The sequence below is a fragment of the Streptomyces sp. NPDC087859 genome, from assembly GCF_044742595.1.
Classification (GTDB): domain Bacteria; phylum Actinomycetota; class Actinomycetes; order Streptomycetales; family Streptomycetaceae; genus Streptomyces; species Streptomyces canus_F.
Genome location: NZ_JBIUUU010000013.1, coordinates 235,383 through 252,920, shown reverse-complemented (window position 1 = coordinate 252,920; position 17,538 = coordinate 235,383). Strand labels below are relative to the sequence as shown.

Sequence of the window (17,538 nt, the reverse complement as noted above, 5' to 3'; positions counted from 1 at the left end):
AGGGGCTGAGCTACGGCCGGTGCGGCCGCCAGGCCCTGGGTTCATGCGCCGGGTCCGGGCTCTGGAGCGCGGGCTGACCGGCGTCGTTCAGAGGTGGGCGGACGGGCTCTTCTCAGGGAGCCGGTGAGGGGACACCTCTCCTGGGGATCGGGAGACGCTATGTCGTCGACGTCCCGGTGGTGTCCGGGGCGGCGGGGGCTGGGTCGAACCACGCACGATGAGGTCGACCGGCGGATCGCTCGCCGGCAGGGCCTGTGCCCGCGGGTTGTCGATGGCGTGCACGAGTCGCTTGAGCCCCTCCTGCGCCACCGTGTCGAACGGCTGTCGCACCGTGGTCAGGGGAGGGGTCACATAGGCGGCGACCGGGATGTCGTCGAAGCCGACGACGCTGACGTCCTGCGGCACCCTCCGGCCGGCTTCCGCCAGCGCCCGGATCAGGCCGATGGCCATGTCGTCGTTGGCGGCGAACACGGCCGTCACTCCGGGGTCGGCGGCCAGCTCCCGGCCCGCCGCGTAGCCGGAGGCGGCGGACCAGTCGCCCTCGATGACCGGCGGCTCGTCCCTGCCATGTGCGGCCAGTGCCGAGCGCCATCCCTCGAGACGGTCCTTGGCGGCGTACCACCGCTGGGGGCCGGCGAGGTGATGGACCGTCGCGTGTCCCAGGTCCAGCAGATGCTCGACGACCGCCCGTGCCATCCGGTCGGCGCCCCGCCCCCCGAACAACACCGTGGAGGCCGCAAAGGGCTGCGGTGCGCCGAGAACCAGCACCGGCACATCGACGCGCACGGGTTCGGCTTCGCCGGCGCCCGGCTCGTCGATCGGCTCGGAGATGACGATGCCGTCCACGCCCTGATCGAGGAGCGAACCGACGGCGCCGGCGAGGCCCGCCGGGTCGCCTTCCATCGTGTTGACCACACGGAGCGCGTAGCCCGTGTCCCGGACGACCCGTTCCACGCCCATGAGCAGTGAGGCGGGACCGTACAGGGCCGTGCCCAGTGTCACCACGCCGATCGAGCGGGTCCGCCCTGAGGCCAGTGCCCGGGCGGCGTTGTTGCGCCGGTAGCCGAGCTGTTCGGCGGCGTCGAGGACGCGCCGACGTACGTCGGCGGAGACGTACGGCTCGTCGTTGAAGACCCTCGACACCGTCTTCTGCGAGACCCCGGCCACCCGGGCCACATCCACGCTGCGCGGCGCGCCGGGGCTTCCGTCCCGTCCAGTACCTCGCGTCATGACGTCTCCCGATGGCCGCACGATCGAGCTCGATACCGTCAGACGCCGTATGTCTGACTGCGCGGTCATGTCTACGCAGTCATACGGTGGCCGTCAAGAGCTCGGAACGTATCCGTAACGTTCGGTCGGGCCCGGGCCGCCGACAGGACCGGGGCCGTGGCGGCCAACAACCGGCGCCGAGAGCGGCGTGGCGGGGCGTCTCACACTCTGGAACGCGGCCTTCCGGCGCAGCACGGTCTGCCGGGCGACGGGGGCTCTGACCAGGCGCGACGCTCAGGGAGGACCGGCGCGTCAGTTCGCTGGAGCGTCACCTGCCGGCGTGCCGGGTGACCGGGGCAGTTCCACGCTGACGCTGATCCCGCCCGCGGAGCGCGGGGTGAGGGTGAGGGTGCCGTCGTGTGCCTGCGTGATGGTGTTGACGATGGCCAGGCCCAGGCCGACGCCTGCGTGGTCGGTGTGGATGCGCTCGGTGCCGCGCTGGAACGGTGCGGTGAACGTGGAGACCGACTGCGGGGTGAGCTGCTCGCCGGTGTTCTCGACCGTGAGCACCACGGTCTCGCTGCGGACGCTGGTGCGCACCGACACGGTGCCCTGTCCCGGCAGGTTGTGGACGATCGCGTTGTGGACGAGGTTCATGCTCAGCTGGAGCAGCAGCGCGTGTGAGCCGTCGGTAGGGGCGATCTCGCCGGACGTCTCGATGGAGACACCGAGCTTTTCCGCCAGGGGCAGGAGCGTCTCGGTGGCTTCCTCGGCCAGGAGGGACAGGTCGACCTGTTCTCGGGTGAAGGAGCGCTGGCCTGCGCGGCTGAGCAGGAGCAGCGCCTCGGTGAGGTCGATCGCTCGGGTGTTGACGGCGTGGAGCCGCTCGATGATCTCGCCGGTGTCGTGGGTCGGATCGGTGCGGGCCACGTCGAGAAGCGACTGCGAGATCGAGAGCGGCGTGCGCAACTCGTGCGAGGCGTTGGCCGCGAACCGGCGCTGTTCGGCGACGTGTTCCTCGAGGCGGGCGAGCATGGTGTCGAAGGCGTCGGCGAGCTCGCGGAACTCGTCCCTGCGGCCCGGCAGCCGGACCCGGTGGGCGAGTGATCCGGTCGAGGCCAGGCGGGTCGCTTCGGTGATGCGGGTCAGCGGGGCGAGCATCCGGCCGGCGAGCAGCCACCCTCCCACGAGGCCGAACACCAGCAGGAACGCCAGCACCGCGACCGCCCTCGGAGCGAACACGTGCAGAAGGACCGACCGGATGGGAAAGACACCACCCGTGGGCCGGTCGTCGGGGTTGATCAGCATCGCGCGATCGGGGACGTAACGGAGGAGGAAGACCCACACCGCCGCGAGCAGCAGGGCACCGGCGACCATGAGGAACCCGGCGTAGCTGAGGGTGAGCTTGAGGCGGACGCTCACACCGGGCGCTCTATCCATGGTCTCGCCCCTCAGGTTCGGCCTCCGGTTGGGTGTCGATGCGGTAGCCGACGCCTGGCACGGTGGCGATGATCCAGGGTTCGCCGAGCCGCTTGCGCAGTGCCGAGACGGTGATGCGTACGGCGTTGGTGAACGGGTCGGCGTTCTCGTCCCACGCGCGTTCCAGGAGCTCTTCGGCGCTGACGACACCGCCGTCGGCGGCGACGAGGACTTCGAGCACCGCGAACTGCTTCCTGGTCAGCGCGACGTAGCGGCCGTCGCGGTAGACCTCTCGGCGGAACGCGTTGAGCCGCAGCCCCGCGATCTCCTGCACGGGAGGCCTGTTGTGGGCGCGTCTGCGGTCCAGTGCTCTGAGCCTGAGCGCGAGTTCCTGGAGCGCGAAGGGCTTGGTGAGGTAGTCGTCGGCGCCGAGTTCGAAACCGGAGGCCTTGTCGTCGAGCCGGTCGGCCGCGGTGAGCATGAGGATGGGCATGCCGCTGCCGGAGGCGACGATGCGTTTGGCGATCTCGTCACCGGACGGTCCGGGAATGTCGCGGTCGAGGACGGCGATGTCGTAGGTGTTGACGCCCAGCAGTTCCAGCGCGGTGTCGCCGTCGCCCGCGAGGTCGGCCGCGATCGCTTCCAGTCGCAGCCCGTCGCGGATGGCTTCGGCCAGATAGGGCTCGTCCTCGACAATCAGCACACGCATGCTCCGAGGCTACGAGTCGGCGCCTATCGTCGGCATATCGAAAACCGCATACGTGCCGACAACACCACGCTGCCTTGACTGTCGGTATGAGGCGAACCGCACCATCGGCACGCACACCGACCCATCGGCTGCGATGGCTCCTTGCCGTCGGCCTGTTCGTCGCCTTGGCGGGGCTCACAGCGGCCCTCGGCCACCAGGTGACGAAGTCGTCGTCCTCCGCGCCCCCCTTACCCCCCTCCACCGCATCACTCACGAGCCCTCATCGCGGTGAGCACCGTGGTGCGCTCGGCGAGGCCGGCGGTGTCGTCCCCGACGGCGTGACGGTCTTCGATGACGCGCTTCCGGCCGTGACCCACCTCGATCCGGATCTGCTCAAGGCCCTCCGCGAGGCTGCGACGGCTGCCGCCGACGACGGCGTGGCGTTCTACGTCAACAGCGGCTGGCGTTCCCCCGAGTACCAGGACCAGCTTCTTCGTAAGGCGGTCTCCGAGTACGGATCCGAAGACGAAGCCGCCCGATGGGTGGCCACCGCGGCGACGTCTCCCCACGTGTCGGGGGACGCGGTCGACATCGGGCGCTCCCAAGCGACGGCGTGGCTGTCCACGCACGGCGCCGCTTACGGGCTGTGCCAGATCTACGAGAACGAACCCTGGCATTACGAACTGCGTACCGAGGCGATCGACCGGGATTGCCCCCGCATGTATGCCGACCCCACCCAGGACCCCAGGATGCAGCAGTGACCAGCAGTGAACGAGGACAGACGATGGCGCAGGCGGACACCGCGGAGCCCGCACAGGACGGCGTTGACAGCCAGGAAGCCGACGCGGGTACTCGGCTCGCGGGCAACGGACAGGCACCCGGCGCCGGGACCTGGCGCGCGGCCGTCCACCGGGCGATCCGCTTCAGCTCCCGGCCGCAGCCGTGGAAGCGCGGCCTGGTGCTCACGGCACTGGCGCTGCTGCTGGGCCTGCTCATGCTGCTGCACGCGAGGATCCCGAACCGGACGGGTGGCCTCGGCAGCCTGGTGGAGACCTTCCTGCCGTGGTTCGGCCTGTTCATCCCGGTGCTGCTGGCCGCGGCGCTGTGGCGCCGCTCCGCCTCGGCGGTGGTCGCGCTGCTGCTGCCGGTCATGGTCTGGCTGAACCTCTTCGGCGGGCTGCTCGGCGACAAATCCCACGCGGGGGGTGACCTCATGGTGGCCGGCCACAACGTCGGCGCCGACAACCCCGACCCGGCCGGCACCGCTCGCGACCTGGCCGCCTCGGGTGCGGACGTGCTGGCGCTGGAGGAGCTGACAGCTCAGGACCGGGGCGTCTACGAGAAGGGGCTGGCGAAGGCGTACCCGTACCACACGGTCCAGGGCACGGTCGGGCTGTGGAGCAAGCTGCCGCTGTCGGACACCCGGCCGGTCGACACCGACATGGACGCCGGGCCGCTGGGAGCCGCCAAGCCCGCCGACGTCAAGCTGGCCTACAACCGAGCGCTGCGCGCCACGGTCGCCACGGACAACGGGCCCCTCGCCGTGTACGTCGCCCACCTGGGGTCCGTACGCGTGACCCCCAGGACGGGCTTCTGGACCGGCTCGCGGGACAGGAACGCGCGGGCCCTCGCCAAGGCCGTCGCCGCCGAGCGGAACGAGCGCGTGGTGCTGCTCGGCGACCTGAACGGCACGATGGACGACCGGGCGCTCTCCGGCATCACCTCGCAGTTGCACTCGGCACAGGACACGGCCGGCGACGGCTTCGGCTTCACCTGGCCGGCGAAGTTCCCGGTGGCGCGGATCGACCAGATCCTGGCCCGCGGCGTGGAGCCGGACAGCTCGTGGGTCCTGCCGGCCACCGGCAGCGACCATCTGCCGGTGGCGGCCCGCATCAGCTGGTGAACGCCGAGGCAGCGGTCCGGTCGTTCGACGAAGCGGACTGCCACAGGGCGGTCGAGAGCCATACCAGGACGATGCCGACGACGATGTGCAGGGCGCTCGTCAGCACGGAGTCGGGCAGCGCGATCAAGAACGCGAACAGGGGCAGTGCGACGGCGTACCCCCACGCCAAAACCCTCGGGAGCATCCGGGCACGGATCAGCGCCGCCCCGAACAGCGCGCAGCCCACGGCGAAGACGAACGCCGAACCGAGGAGGGCGGGAATCGTGGGGCCCGTCAGTTGCGCTTCGATGACGTCGTCGTCCAGGTAGTAGAGCACCAGGTTCGCGGCGAACGCGGCCCCGCCGAACAGGCCGAGGCCGATGAGGTTCACGAGATAGGCGGTCTCTCCGAAGCGGCCGGTGGCCGGGCTCTGCCACTGGTGGAGCGCGGTGAGGAACGGCAGGGCCAACGCGGGGGAGAGGGCGAGGAGGAGGCTGGTCACGGCGGTTTCGCCGGTGAATGCCTCGACGGCGGCGGGCAGTGCGATGAGCAGGCCGGACAGCACCCCGCACAGGGCTCCGAAACGGGGGAGCCGGGCGGGGACGTGCACAGAGCGGAAGGCTGCGGACATGTGAGCCAACTCCGGTGTGTCGAAGGGCAGGTCAGGCCGACACCGTAGGAAGCGAGCAGCCGGTCCGGGCAGGTGCCGAGCGGCGACATCCGCGGCTGGAGGTCACCGGCGCCCGCGGTCGGTGGAGTGCCGATCGGCATGTGCCGTTCGTCCACACTTCGCGGCTCCCGGCAGGACTTCTCCCGTCGGTGTCGCCTGGCCCGCGCGTGCGGCCTAGCCTGGGCGGTGGCGTCGGGGGTGGGGGTGTGCATGTCGGCGTATGTGCCCGTGCCGTGGGTGTCACCGCTGTTGTACGGCGCGGTCTTCGTCGGCGGCATCTACTACCTGGCGGCGGATCTGGGCGCCGGACCCGGGCTGTTGTCCTGGCGCACGGCCGGCTTCGTCGCCTCGCTCGCCGCCCTGTGCGCCCTGGACGTGGTGGGGCGCCGGCGGAACCTGCCACGGGTGCCGCTGCTGCTCGTGCGGTGCGGGCTGACAGGTGCCGTGGTCGCCGCGGATGCCTCGGAACTGGCCCAAGTGCTGTTCGTGCTCCTGCCGTTCACCGCCTACTTCGCGTTCGGCCGCACGACGGCGCTCGTACTGGGCGCGCTGTGCCTGGCCGGACTGCTCACCGGCTTCCTGCTGACAGCCCCCGCCTGGTATCGCGACATGGAGTACGTGTCCGACCTGCTGATGGTCGGCGTCGGCCTCGTGCTGGCGATCTCGATGGCCGCCGTCGCCGTAGGCGAGCAACGGGCCCGGCGAGAACTGCAGGAGTACGCCGCGCGGGTCGCGGAGCTGTCCGCGGCGACCGAACGCAACCGGCTGGCCCGCGACATCCACGACAGCCTCGGCCACCATCTCACCGCGATCTCGGTGCAGTTGGAGATCGCGTCCGAGTTCCGCGTCCTGGACCCGGACGCGGCCGGACGGGCGATGGCCGAGGCCAGACAGTCGGTGAAGCTGGCCCTCGGTGACGTGAGGCAGTCGGTGCGCGCGCTGCGCGACGACGCGCGCCCGTCGCTGTCGGCCACACTCGCGGGATGGGCGCGTGAAGGCGGTGCGGGGCCGTGCGTCAGTGTGGAGGTGACGGGGGAGGAGGACGGTTACGGCACGGCCGCACTGACCGCGTTGTACCGGGCCGCCCAGGAGGGGCTGACCAACGCGCTGCGTCACGCGCGGGCCTCGCGGGTGTCCGTGGCGGTCCGGCTGAGCGAGGACACCGCACGGCTGGCGGTGACCGACGACGGCTGCGGCTTCACACCGGACCGGGCCACGGCCGGATTCGGTCTGACCGGCATGCGCGAACGGGTGCACCTGGTCGCGGGGAGCGTCGACATCGACAGCAGGCCGGGCGAGGGCACACGGCTCACCGTCGTCGTCCCGCGGCGGGAAGACGAGCGGTGAGCCAGGAGCCGACGGCGGTACGGGTGCTGGTGGTGGACGATCAGCAGCTGATCCGGGACGGCATCGCCTCACTGCTCTCGATCCGGCCGGGCATCACCGTCGTCGGTACGGCGGTCAACGGGCGGGAGGCCGTGGAGAAGGCGGTGGAACTGGGACCCGACGTCGTCCTGATGGACGTGCGGATGCCGGAACTGGACGGCGTGGAGGCCGTCGCCGTGCTGCGTGGCAGGGCACCGGAGTGCCGGGTCGTGATGCTGACGACGTTCGACGACGAGGAGTACGTCGTCCAGGCGCTGCGCGCGGGAGCCAGCGGCTATCTCCTCAAGGACCTGCCGGCCGAGGAACTCGCGCAGGCGATCCGCCTGGCCCACGCCGGAGTCACCCAGCTCGACTCCTCGGTGGCCGCCCGGCTCGCCGCCGCCCTGCCCCACGCCGCTCCCGAGCCGCCCACCACAGCTCCCGCCCTCAGCCCGCGCGAGATCGACATCCTGCGGCTCGTCGCGCGCGGCCGCACCAACCGGGAGATCGCCGCGCAGCTGTACCTCAGCGAAGGCACCGTCAAGAACCACGTCTCCCGCATCCTCAGCCGCCTCGCCCTGCGCGACCGCACCCAGGCCGCACTGCGCGCCCGCGACCTCGGCCTGCTGTGAACCCCGGGTTGGACGCGCCTGCCGCTAGAGCGGCCGCACGTAGCCGACCCAGGTGTGCCGAGTGCGGAAACCGCACCGCTCGTACAGGCTCAGCGCACCGGTGGCATTGGCGCTGTCCACATTCAGACCGGCTCTGTGAAAGCCCCGCGCCTGGCCGGCCCGCAGGCAGGTCGTGACCAGCGCGGTGGCCACGCCGCTGCCACGCCAGGGCGGTCGGGTGCCGAGCCGGGCGATCCAGCATTCGCGGATGCCGGTCATCGCGGTGTCGGCGTCGTACTCGTGGCTGATCAGGTACCCGGCGACCTCGTCCCCGTCCAGCGCCAGGAACGACATGTCAGGCCGGAACGACCGGGCGCCGGTGGTGCCGTGACGCCACCGGTCCGCGCTGCTCGGGGTGTGACCCCAGTGGTCGCGGAACGCTTCGTTGTGCGCCAACCGGGTCGCCTCGTCGTACGCCGCCGTGAAGGGGACGACGCGCAGCCCACCCGCCGGTGCCGTCACCGGGATCTCGTCGACCTCCAACGGCCGACGCATGTCGAAGAACCAGCGCCGAGCCTGGAACCCGGCTCCCTGGTACAGGTCCCGTTTGGCGGTGTTCGGCGCGTGGATCGGGATGTGTGCCTCGCCCGGCAGGTCGGGAAACCGCTCGCGATGCAGCTGTGCCGCCCGGGCCACCTGCCATTTCACCAGGTCGGCGCCCACGCCTTGGCCGCGTGCGTCGGGCCGTACGGCCCCCTCGACGTGCACTTGGTGCACGTCGGTCGCGTCTGGCAGCCCCGTCGTCTTGGCGTAACCGATCAGTTCGCCGCCCGACCACACCCCCACCGAGTCCTGGGTCAACTCCAGGCGTGGATCGCCCAGTTCCTCGGCGAGGTCCTCGGCGTCGTAGTGCTCCTCGGTGCCGTCGGCCGCTTCCACCGCGGCGAACAACTCGGCCAGGGCCGGGGCGTTGTCGAGCGTGAGTGGCCGGTGGGCCGGCGTCGCAGGCATGGGCGGCACGATAGGTGTCCCTGAGGTCGGACGCACTTCAGTTTCGGGGCGCGTGGTGAATACCGCCCCGTGCATACGCTAGAGTTGATCACGAGCCGGTTGCCACAACTCTGGTCGACAGGCAGTGCGTTGGTGGTCCAAGGAAAGACGCCCCGCTTCCTGCGGGGAGATGCAGGTGCAAGGCCTGCCCGGCGCTCAATACGGGGCCTGTCCGCAAATGCGGACAGGCCCCGCACGTTTTTCGGCTCATCCCGGACAGGGACACGGCAGCAATGAGCGCCGGTCAGGCGTTCGTACGGGTCAAGTGGTCCGGCAGGTCGGTGAGCCGTTCGATGCGGAGCACCGTCTCGTCTGCCGTCGGCGAGGGTTCACCGGTGACGAAGTCGATGCCGCGGTCCAGCCAGACGCCGGTGAGTCCGGCGAGGGCGGCCGCGTGACGGCTTCGAAATCGTCCAGGAGGCCGAAGCGGGCGAGCTTGGCGCGCTGTTGGCCGGGATCCCCGTTGGTGAGAACAGCCAGTCGCGATCCCAGGGGGAGCCGTTTCAGGGTCTCCAGGCATGGCTGGACATCGGGATAGCGCTGCCAGGCCTTCTCGAACACCGTGAGATGGCGCGCGGCGATCCAGGCGTCCAGCAGGCCGGGACTTTCAGGAACCGGCTCGCCGAGCATCGGCAGGAAGGAGCGGACCCTGCGCCGGTGGTGTTCGGCGAAGTCGCACTGACCGGCAAGGTATTCCCGCATGTGGCGTGCCTCCGGCGTCCACCACAAGGCCGACACCTCCTCCGGTGAAGCCGTCGCCTTCGGTGCGGCCCGGACGATCTGGCCGCTTGCGTACGGCGGGCCAACTCGCCTGTGCGGCGAGGCTGTTCCGGGCTGCGAGGCCCGGGCTCCTCGCCCCTCTCCGAAGGTGCGGGCCGTGGCAGAATGCCGACATGACTCTGATCAGAAAGGGCAATGCCGCGTAGGCGCCCGAAGGCCGTCCGCGCCGAGCGGTGGCGGCCACCGAAACACATTCCGGTCTGTCGCATCCCTGGCGTATCAGCCCGAACTCGCGCAGCGGTGCGACGCGTTGAGGCCGAGCGTCTCTGGCCCGACGCAGTCGCTAACGCCCTCAGTCGGTTCGAGTGGGCCTTCAAAGAGCCGGGACGATATCTGTCCGGCCCCGCCGAGAGCCCCGGCATCGAGATCGAGGACGGTCGAGACGATCTCGAAGTGGCTCTGCTGTATCTGCCCGCAGGAGCCCGAGCAGATCTGGGCCGCTTGGTCGAGCGGATCGACGTCGAGTTCGAACGGCGTACCCTTCCGGACCCCGGCTGGATGAGCGAATGGACGGCGGGACGTTGGTGGTGGTGGCGCCTTCGAGAACGGTGACCTCGGCGTCGCCCCATGGCTCAGGGCGCAAGATCCGCGAGTCGTCCTGTCGAAGGCGTGGATAGCCTCGTGTCGGGACGAACAACGAGCATGTGTTGCAGGACCACGCTCACCGGCAGGTCGTGCGGCTCGGCGACACAGTGCGCCGCCCCGTGCGGCCCTGGACCGAGACGGTGCACGCGCTGCTGCGGCATCTTGAGGCAGTGGGCTTCGCGTTCGCCGGCGCTGAGTTGCCAGCCCACCCAAGTCCATCATCACGAGAGCGGCCCGCGCAAAGACTTTCGGCCCCACCGCCGGCCGGGCGCTTCGATACAGCGGTACGTCAGCAGGCACAGCGGCAAGAGCACCGTGAAGAACGCCACTTCGAGCAGAAGACTGTCCTGGCGCCGTCGGCCGACCGTGCCGTCGATCACCGCCAGCAGCACCGGATGCACCAGATAGACCGAGTAACTGATCGTGCCCAACCCGGCCAGCACGCGCGGTATGCGCCGGCGCCGCAACGGCAGCCCGGTGCCGAAGGTGAGCACAGCCATCAGGAACGCGACGATCCAGCCACGCCGTACGAAGTGGTCACCGTCGCCGTAGCAGAACGCGCTCCCCACGGCGCAGGCGACCACGGCGGCAGCGGTGGCGGCCGCACGGGACCAGGTGCTCTGACCGTTCTCGGCACGGTAGACGGCGGTGCCGAGAAACATCACGGCGAGGATCACCAGTCCCTCCCACTGCGGGACCGTGCCGTTGAACAGGACCAGGACGAGCGCCAGCACCCCGCCCAACACGCCCCCGAAGCCCCGGAGTACGGGTGACCCGGCACTCGCGCAGCTGATCGCGACCGCCATGGCGACCGAGGCGAACGCGATCAGCGGACCGGTGCCGACCAGGCCGGACAGGGCGGAGGCCGGCAGTGTCACCCCAGCCGTCACGCTGACCGCGGCGAGCGCGGCCAGGACGGTTGCGATCGCCGCGGACCGTTGATGGAGGCGGACCGTGAACAGAGCGACGACCAGGAGGTAGAAGGACATCTCGTAGGAGAGCGTCCACAGGACGAGCAGGAGATTGGGTGTGCCCAGCAACTCCTGGAGCATGGTGGCGTGGGCGACGATCACGGTGGCGGCGCTCTGCCGGTCGAAGTCACGGATCTCCGCGATGCCAAGCAGGTTGGCGGCGAGGAGCATGGTGACGACAGCCGCCGCCAGCGGATACACGCGGAAGATCCGTCCGATCCAGAACGTCCGGACGCAGCCCCGGCGTTCCAGCGAAGCGGGGATGACGTAGCCGCTCACCAGGAAGAACACCATGATGGCGTAGCGGCTCGTGTTGAACTGCGGCATCAACTCCCGCCGGAAGTCGGCCATGAAGGTGTACGAGGAGTGGTCGAACACGACGACGAGCGCGGCGATGCCGCGCAACGCGTCCAGCCAGCCCAAGCGCGAGGGGCCGACCGTCGAGGTGGTGGTGAGCCATCGCGAGGTAGCTGAGAGCGAAGAGGCGGGGTCGAGAGGTCGGGATTCCATGCGTGGGCAAAGTCCTCTTCGGCGAGGTTGGCGTTGGGCTTGTCCAACGGCGGCGAAAGGGGGCACGCCCCGCACCGCTCACAGCACCGAGTCCAGCGGTCGGAGCATTGTTCGGCAGTACCGTTCTGAGGACCGAACAATGAACGGGGTGACGGTGTGGCGGGGCGTCGTGAGGTGCCGTTGGATCCGGCGGCGGGTCCGGTGCAGCGGTTCGCGTTCGAGTTACGCAAGCTGAGAGCGGAGGCGGACGGGATCACCTACCGGGCGCTGGCGCGGCGGGCGGGCTACTCGGTGACCACGCTGTCGCAGGCGGCGGCGGGCGAGCAGTTGCCGACGCTGCCGGTGGCCCTGGCCTATGCGGGGGCGTGCGGCGGCGACGTGGCGGAATGGGAGACCCGGTGGAAGGAGGCGGTGGAGGAGTCGGCCGGTGGCGGCCACGCGGACGACGACGGATCACTCACGCCGTACCGGGGCCTGGCACGGTTCGAGACCGGGGACAGCGGCCTGTTCTTCGGCCGGGACCAGCTCACCGCCGACCTGGTCGAGCTGCTGCGCGGCCGGCGGTTCGCCGCGGTCTTCGGCCCCTCCGGCAGCGGCAAGTCCTCCCTGCTGAGGGCCGGCCTGATACCCGCTCTCCGGCGCGTTCAGGAGCCGGGCCTGCGCCCGGCCGCGATCCGCATCCTGACACCCGGCGAACACCCGGCCCGCAGCCACGCACTCCTCCTCGCCCCCGCATCAGCCCGCGACGGCAGCGCGGAAGCGGAAACGTTCGTGATCGTCGACCAGTTCGAGGAGGTCTTCACCCTCTGCCGCGACGCGGCCGAACGCGCCCGGTTCATCGACCTGTTGCTCACAGCCCGGCACCCCGACAGCCGCCTTCGGGTGCTCTTGGCGGTCCGCGGTGACTTCTACGGCCGCTGCGCCGAGCACCGCGACCTGGCCGACGCACTGCGCGACGCCAACCTCCTGGCCGGCGCGATGAGTCAGACGGAACTGCGCGACGCCGTCGTCAAGCCGGCCGCGGCCGCCGGGCTGACCGTGGAACGCGCCCTCACCGCGCGGCTGGTCAAGGAGGTCACCGACGCGCCGGGCGGGTTGCCGCTGCTGTCCCACGCGTTGCTGGAGACCTGGCGCCGCCGCCGCGGCAAGACGCTGACCATGGCGGGGTACGAGGCGGTCGGATGCCTCGACGGCGCGATCGCCAAGACAGCCGAGCAGCTCTACGGCCGGTTCACCGAAAGCCAGGCGACCGCCGCACGCCGGGTGCTGCTGCGCTTGGTCGCCCCCGGTGACGGCACCCCCGACACCCGCCGTCCCGTCCAGCGCGCGGAACTGCCCGGCGCCGGCCGGGACGACACCGCCACGGTCGTGGAGGCGCTCGCCGGGGCGCGGCTGCTCACCTTGGACGGCGACACGGTCGAGATGGCCCACGAGGCCCTGATCACGTCGTGGCCCCGGCTGCGCGGGTGGATCGAGGAGGACCGTGAACGCCTGCGTGTGCACCGGAACCTGACCGAAGCTGCCCACGCCTGGCAGGACTTGGGCCGCGAGAAGGGCGCCCTGAGCCGGGGGAGCAGGCTCGCCGCGGCCCTGGAACACTTCGGTGGCGTATCGCGCGAGGACCTGACCGACGTAGAGCACGCCTTCCTTCACGCCAGTCGTGATCAGGAGCAGAAGAGCCGCCGCCGACACCGGCTGGTGCTCACCGCGGTCACCGCCGCCCTGTGCCTCGCCCTCGTCGCCGCAGGACTGGCCGTGGGGCAGTGGCAGAGCGCGGTCACCGCCCAGCACACGGCCCAGTCCCGGCAACTGGCCGCCCAGTCCGGCGCGTTGCTGGATTCCGACCCCGACCTCGCCGCACTGCTCGCCGTGCACGCCTACCGAACCAGCCCGACCCGGGAAGCCACCGCCGCCCTCTACGCCGCCTCGGCGCTCCCGCTGCGCGAGCGCCTGACCGGCGGCACCGAGCCCGTGGACGCCATCGCTCTCAGCCCGGACGGAAAGACCCTCGCCGCCGCCGGCAGAGACGGCAGGATACGGATCTGGGACGTACCCGCAGGCCAACTCCGAGACACCTTCACCGGCCACACCAGCAGCAACGAAGGCAGCCGGGCCGTGGTGTTCAGCCCCGACGGACGCATCCTGGCCGTCGCCACCTCCGGTGGCACCGGAGCGAGGGTGACCCTGTGGGATCCGGCCGGCGGCAGGAAGATGAGGACTCTCTCCGTTCCTGACGGTTCGGTACGCGGGCTGGCCTTCAGCCCTGACGGCCGGACCGTGGCCGCCTCCTCCCCGAGTGCCGTACGGGTCTGGGACGTGGCCACCGGTCGTACACGCCACAGGTTCACCCACCACCCCGACCCGCAGGCGGTCGGCTTCGGCCCCGACGGACGCACCATCGCGGCAGTGAGTCCCACCGGAGGGGTACGGGTGTGGGACGTGACGACCGGACGCACCCGAACCTCCCGTGACAGCGACATCAGGGGCAGCGACGTGGCTTTGAGCCCGGACGGTCAGACGTACGCGGTCGTCCGCACCGACGGTTCGGTGCAACTGCGGGACATGGACACCGGCGTCGTCCGGCGCACCATCAAGGACCTTCCCATCGGGTCGCACGGGATGGCCTTCGCCCCGGACGGGCGCACCCTCGCCGTCCCGGGCCCAGGAGACACGGTGCGCCTCTGGGACACCGCCTCCGGTAAGACGCGTACCACCGTCACGGCGAGCCTCCATCGACGGGGAGTCATGAGCGTGGCCCTCAGCGCGGACGGCCGCACTCTGTTCACCAGCAGCAACACGGACCCCACCATCCGCGTGCACCGCCTCTCCGCTGATCACCCGCGGACCACGCTGCCCGGCCCATCCGGCGCGTACATCGCCGACTTGGAGTTCAGTCCCGACGGACGCACGGTGACCACGGTCCGGCAACCGCCGCTCGGCCGTGGGTCGGTACTGCTCTGGGATGCCAGGACCGGCGAACTCGAAGCCACCCGGGCACCCGATACCGACCTGGCACATCGGGGACAGCGACCGCCCGTCACGGGTTCCCGCCCCGTGGCCGTGGGTTTCAGCCCGACCGGGCGCGCCCTGGCCGCCGAGGTGGTCAACCGCAGCGTCGTCGAGGTCCGGGATGTCGCCACGGGCAGCCTGCGCCAAAGCCGTGATGTGGGCGGCATTCTCACAGCGGTCTTCAGCCCCGACGGAACACGGCTCGCCATCGTCGGCGAGAAGGGGTCGGTGCGCATCTGGCACCTGTCTACGGGGGAACTGAGCACCGTCCACACCAGCCCCGGAGGATCCGTGAGGGCGGTGGCATTCGCCCCGGACGGTCACACGCTCGCCGTCGTGGACATCGAGACCGGCGGCGACCAGATCACGCTGCTCGATACCGCGACCGGCCGCACACAGCGCACCATCGACCCGGGCCCCCGGAGCCTGCTGACGCTCGCGTTCAGTCCGGACGGGCACGCCCTGGCCACCGCGAGCGGCAGCAGCGGACTCGTGAAGACGTGGGACACGCGCACCGGTCAGCTCGAAGAAACCTTCAGCGTGAGCGCCCAGGTGTCGTCCCTGGCTTTCACCCCCGATGCACGCACCCTGGCCGCAAGCACCGCAAGAGGAGTCCGGCTGTGGGACCTCGCCACCAGCCAGAGCCGAACCACCCTGCCGACCCGCTCGCCCGGAACAGTGGCCTTCAGCCCCGACGGACGGACCCTGGCGATCAGCACGGGCAGCTCCGTCGGCCTGTGGAACGTCGACCTGCCCGACGTGACCCGCGCGATCCACACCATCTGCGAGGCCGTCGACCGCATCCTCACCCCGGTGGAACAGGCCCGCTACCCGGACACGCGGTCCACTGAGACCGGCTGCCAGGAGACCGCGCGATAGCAAACCCGGTGCGGCACCGCGCCCCGTAAGGGGCGCGGTGAACTGTGCGACCAGCCCCCACCGGCCCGCAGGTCCCTCACCGCACTTCCACCGGGCCGCTCAGGCCGCTCGTCCCCACCGCACATGCAGCGCGGTCGGCTTGCGGAAGACCAGGCCGTACGGGGCCGCGGTGTGGTCGGGGTCGAGGCGCAGCTCGGGCAGGCGTTGGAGCAGGTGCTGGAGGGCGATACGGGTTTCCAGGCGCGCGAGGTGGGCGGCGAGGCAGTAGTGCGGGCCGTGTGCGAAGGCCAGTTGGAGTCGCGTGTTCTCGCGGCGGACGTCGAACCGGTCGGGGTCGGCGAATACGGCCGGGTCGCGGTTGGCGCCGGTGAGGGAGACGGTGACGAGGTCACCGCGGCGGATGGTGGCCGGGCCGAGCACGGTGTCGCCGGTGGCGTAGCGGTCCACGACGGCCGCGCCGGGTTCGAGGCGCAGTGATTCCTCGATCGCGCCGTCCAGCAGACCGGCGTCGGCCCGGACCAGGGCGAGTTGGTCGGGGTGCCGCAGCAGATGCAACAGCGCGTTGGTGATCATCGCCTCGGTGGTCTCGATGCCTCCGAACATCAGCACCGCGGCATTGGACGCCACCTCGGGCACGGTCAACTGCCCGGCGGCTGCCGCGAGGAGGGAGGACGTGTTCCGGTCGGCGACGGTGGCTTCCACCGCGGAGCGCAGCTGCGCGTACGCCGTGACGCCCGCCGCTCCCGCCTCCAGGCCCGCGGTGATGTCCGAGACCGACCGCACGATGGCGTCGTACCAGGCGAGCACCGTGTCCACGGTGGTGCCGGCCAGCCCCAGCGCCTCGGTCACCACCGCGACCGCGAGGGGGCCGGCGAAGGAGCGCCGCAGTTCGGCCGCCCCCGCCGGTTCGAAGGCGCTGATGAGCGTGTCGGTCTCCCGCTCGATGAACGCGGCGAAACCCTCACGCACGGCCCGGGGGCGGAAGGGCGCGCTGAAGGGTTCGCGGTGCCGGGCGTGCCGGTCGCCGTCCAGGGACAGCATGCTGGGGCCGACCACTCGAGCGGTGGAGAACCGGGGGTCATCGACGGTGAAGGTCTCGGCATCCCGCATCACGCTCAACGCGAGATCACGCCGGGTCACCAGCCAGCCGCCCAACTCGGGCACCCACGACACCGGTTCCCGCGCCCGCAGCAGTGCCAGGCGCGGATGCGGATCCCGGGTGAGCTCGGCCAGCGTGGTCTCGGCGCCGAGCGGGCAGGACTCGACGACGTTCATCGCGCCCTCTGGCCTGGGGAAGGGGATCCGTTCATGCGGCTGACGCTAACAAAGCGCTCCCATGGCAGGGAGGCCGGGGACTGCGCAGGGGCGCCGGGCATAGAGTGCATCCGTGGAACGGATCTTGGTGGCGGGTGTGACCGGTGCAGGTAAATCCACGCTCGCCCAAACCCTGAGCAGTCGTCTGGGCCTGCCGTACCACGAGATGGACGCGCTCTACTTCAACGGCCCCAACTGGGCCGTCAACGACAAACTGACCGAAGACGTATCAAAGCTCACCGCGGAACCTCGCTGGATCGTCGACTCCGTCGGATACCCGGAAGTCCGTGACCTGCTGTGGGACCGGGCCGACACCGTGATCTGGCTGGACTACCCCAAACACGTCATCATGCCCCGCGTTCTGCGCCGCTCCATCCGGCGCACCGTCACCCGCGAGGCCCTCTTCGGCGGGAACAGGGAGACCTTGACCGGCTGGCTGAGCCGGGAACACCCGGCATGGTGGGCCTGGTCCCAACACGGGGTCCGCCGCCGCGAAATCGGAAGCCGCGTCCGCGACCCCCGCTTCGCCCCACTCGACACCCTCCGTTTCGGTCATCCCAAGGACACGGCGGCCTGGCTGGCATCCCTGTGATCCC

At 70.7% G+C, this 17,538-nt stretch carries 14 protein-coding genes; 6 read left to right on the top strand and 8 right to left on the bottom strand.

The annotated features are described in order from the left end of the window. Nucleotides 1-87 precede the first annotated feature (87 nt). The 3 genes from ACIOHP_RS31530 to ACIOHP_RS31520 all read right to left on the bottom strand — a co-directional run bounded on the left by ACIOHP_RS31530 (nt 88) and on the right by ACIOHP_RS31520 (nt 3,337). On the bottom strand, nt 88-1,182 hold the full coding sequence (locus ACIOHP_RS31530) for a LacI family DNA-binding transcriptional regulator (protein ID WP_401892944.1): 1,095 nt from the start codon (nt 1,180-1,182) through the stop codon (nt 88-90). A gap of 339 nt (nt 1,183-1,521) precedes the next feature. Continuing rightward, on the bottom strand, nt 1,522-2,649 hold the full coding sequence (locus ACIOHP_RS31525; RefSeq protein WP_401892832.1) for a sensor histidine kinase: 1,128 nt from the start codon (nt 2,647-2,649) through the stop codon (nt 1,522-1,524). Further along, nucleotides 2,642-3,337: a response regulator transcription factor gene (locus ACIOHP_RS31520; RefSeq protein WP_361558446.1), complete on the bottom strand. Its 696-nt coding sequence runs from the start codon at nt 3,335-3,337 to the stop codon at nt 2,642-2,644. The genes ACIOHP_RS31525 and ACIOHP_RS31520 overlap by 8 nt, the downstream gene beginning before the upstream one ends. Nucleotides 3,338-3,423: 86 nt before the next feature. Here ACIOHP_RS31520 and ACIOHP_RS31515 point away from each other — a divergent pair, with 86 nt between their 5' ends. Together ACIOHP_RS31515 and ACIOHP_RS31510 are read left to right on the top strand one after the other, a co-directional pair. Beyond that, nucleotides 3,424-4,077, top strand: a complete 654-nt coding sequence (locus ACIOHP_RS31515) for a M15 family metallopeptidase (protein ID WP_401892830.1) — start codon at nt 3,424-3,426, stop codon at nt 4,075-4,077. Nucleotides 4,078-4,100: 23 nt separating this feature from the next. After that, complete coding sequence (locus tag ACIOHP_RS31510; protein ID WP_401892942.1) at nt 4,101-5,219, top strand: endonuclease/exonuclease/phosphatase family protein; 1,119 nt, start codon at nt 4,101-4,103, stop codon at nt 5,217-5,219. Here ACIOHP_RS31510 and ACIOHP_RS31505 read toward each other — a convergent pair. Beyond that, on the bottom strand, nt 5,209-5,829 hold the full coding sequence (locus ACIOHP_RS31505; protein ID WP_401892827.1) for a hypothetical protein: 621 nt from the start codon (nt 5,827-5,829) through the stop codon (nt 5,209-5,211). The two genes, ACIOHP_RS31510 and ACIOHP_RS31505, sit on opposite strands and share 11 nt — an antisense overlap. Before the next feature lie 249 nt (nt 5,830-6,078). Between ACIOHP_RS31505 and ACIOHP_RS31500 the strand changes: the two genes are divergently transcribed. Next, complete coding sequence (locus ACIOHP_RS31500) at nt 6,079-7,215, top strand: sensor histidine kinase (RefSeq protein WP_401892824.1); 1,137 nt, start codon at nt 6,079-6,081, stop codon at nt 7,213-7,215. Continuing rightward, the gene (locus tag ACIOHP_RS31495) at nt 7,212-7,865 is read left to right on the top strand and encodes a response regulator (RefSeq protein WP_401892821.1); all 654 of its coding nucleotides are present in this window, start codon (nt 7,212-7,214) and stop codon (nt 7,863-7,865) included. The genes ACIOHP_RS31500 and ACIOHP_RS31495 overlap by 4 nt, the downstream gene beginning before the upstream one ends. 24 nt (nt 7,866-7,889) lie before the next feature. Here ACIOHP_RS31495 and ACIOHP_RS31490 read toward each other — a convergent pair whose 3' ends face one another. The 3 genes from ACIOHP_RS31490 to ACIOHP_RS31480 form a co-directional block, all read right to left on the bottom strand. Beyond that, nucleotides 7,890-8,855: a GNAT family N-acetyltransferase gene (locus ACIOHP_RS31490; RefSeq protein WP_401892819.1), complete on the bottom strand. Its 966-nt coding sequence runs from the start codon at nt 8,853-8,855 to the stop codon at nt 7,890-7,892. A 300-nt stretch (nt 8,856-9,155) separates the two neighbouring features. After that, nucleotides 9,156-9,632, bottom strand: coding sequence for an HAD family hydrolase (locus ACIOHP_RS31485; protein ID WP_401892816.1), 477 nt, complete (start codon nt 9,630-9,632; stop codon nt 9,156-9,158). A gap of 848 nt (nt 9,633-10,480) precedes the next feature. Further along, the gene (locus ACIOHP_RS31480) at nt 10,481-11,740 is read right to left on the bottom strand and encodes an acyltransferase family protein (protein ID WP_401892813.1); all 1,260 of its coding nucleotides are present in this window, start codon (nt 11,738-11,740) and stop codon (nt 10,481-10,483) included. A 156-nt stretch (nt 11,741-11,896) separates the two neighbouring features. Here ACIOHP_RS31480 and ACIOHP_RS31475 point away from each other — a divergent pair, with 156 nt between their 5' ends. Further along, nucleotides 11,897-15,628, top strand: a complete 3,732-nt coding sequence (locus ACIOHP_RS31475; protein ID WP_401892810.1) for a helix-turn-helix domain-containing protein — start codon at nt 11,897-11,899, stop codon at nt 15,626-15,628. 99 nt (nt 15,629-15,727) lie between these two features. On the opposite strand, the gene ACIOHP_RS31470 is transcribed toward ACIOHP_RS31475, so the two are convergent. Continuing rightward, nucleotides 15,728-16,903, bottom strand: coding sequence for a cytochrome P450 (locus ACIOHP_RS31470; protein WP_401892807.1), 1,176 nt, complete (start codon nt 16,901-16,903; stop codon nt 15,728-15,730). A gap of 112 nt (nt 16,904-17,015) precedes the next feature. Here ACIOHP_RS31470 and ACIOHP_RS31465 point away from each other — a divergent pair, with 112 nt between their 5' ends. After that, nucleotides 17,016-17,534, top strand: a complete 519-nt coding sequence (locus ACIOHP_RS31465) for an adenylate kinase (protein WP_401892804.1) — start codon at nt 17,016-17,018, stop codon at nt 17,532-17,534. The last annotated feature ends 4 nt before the right edge of the window (nt 17,535-17,538 follow it).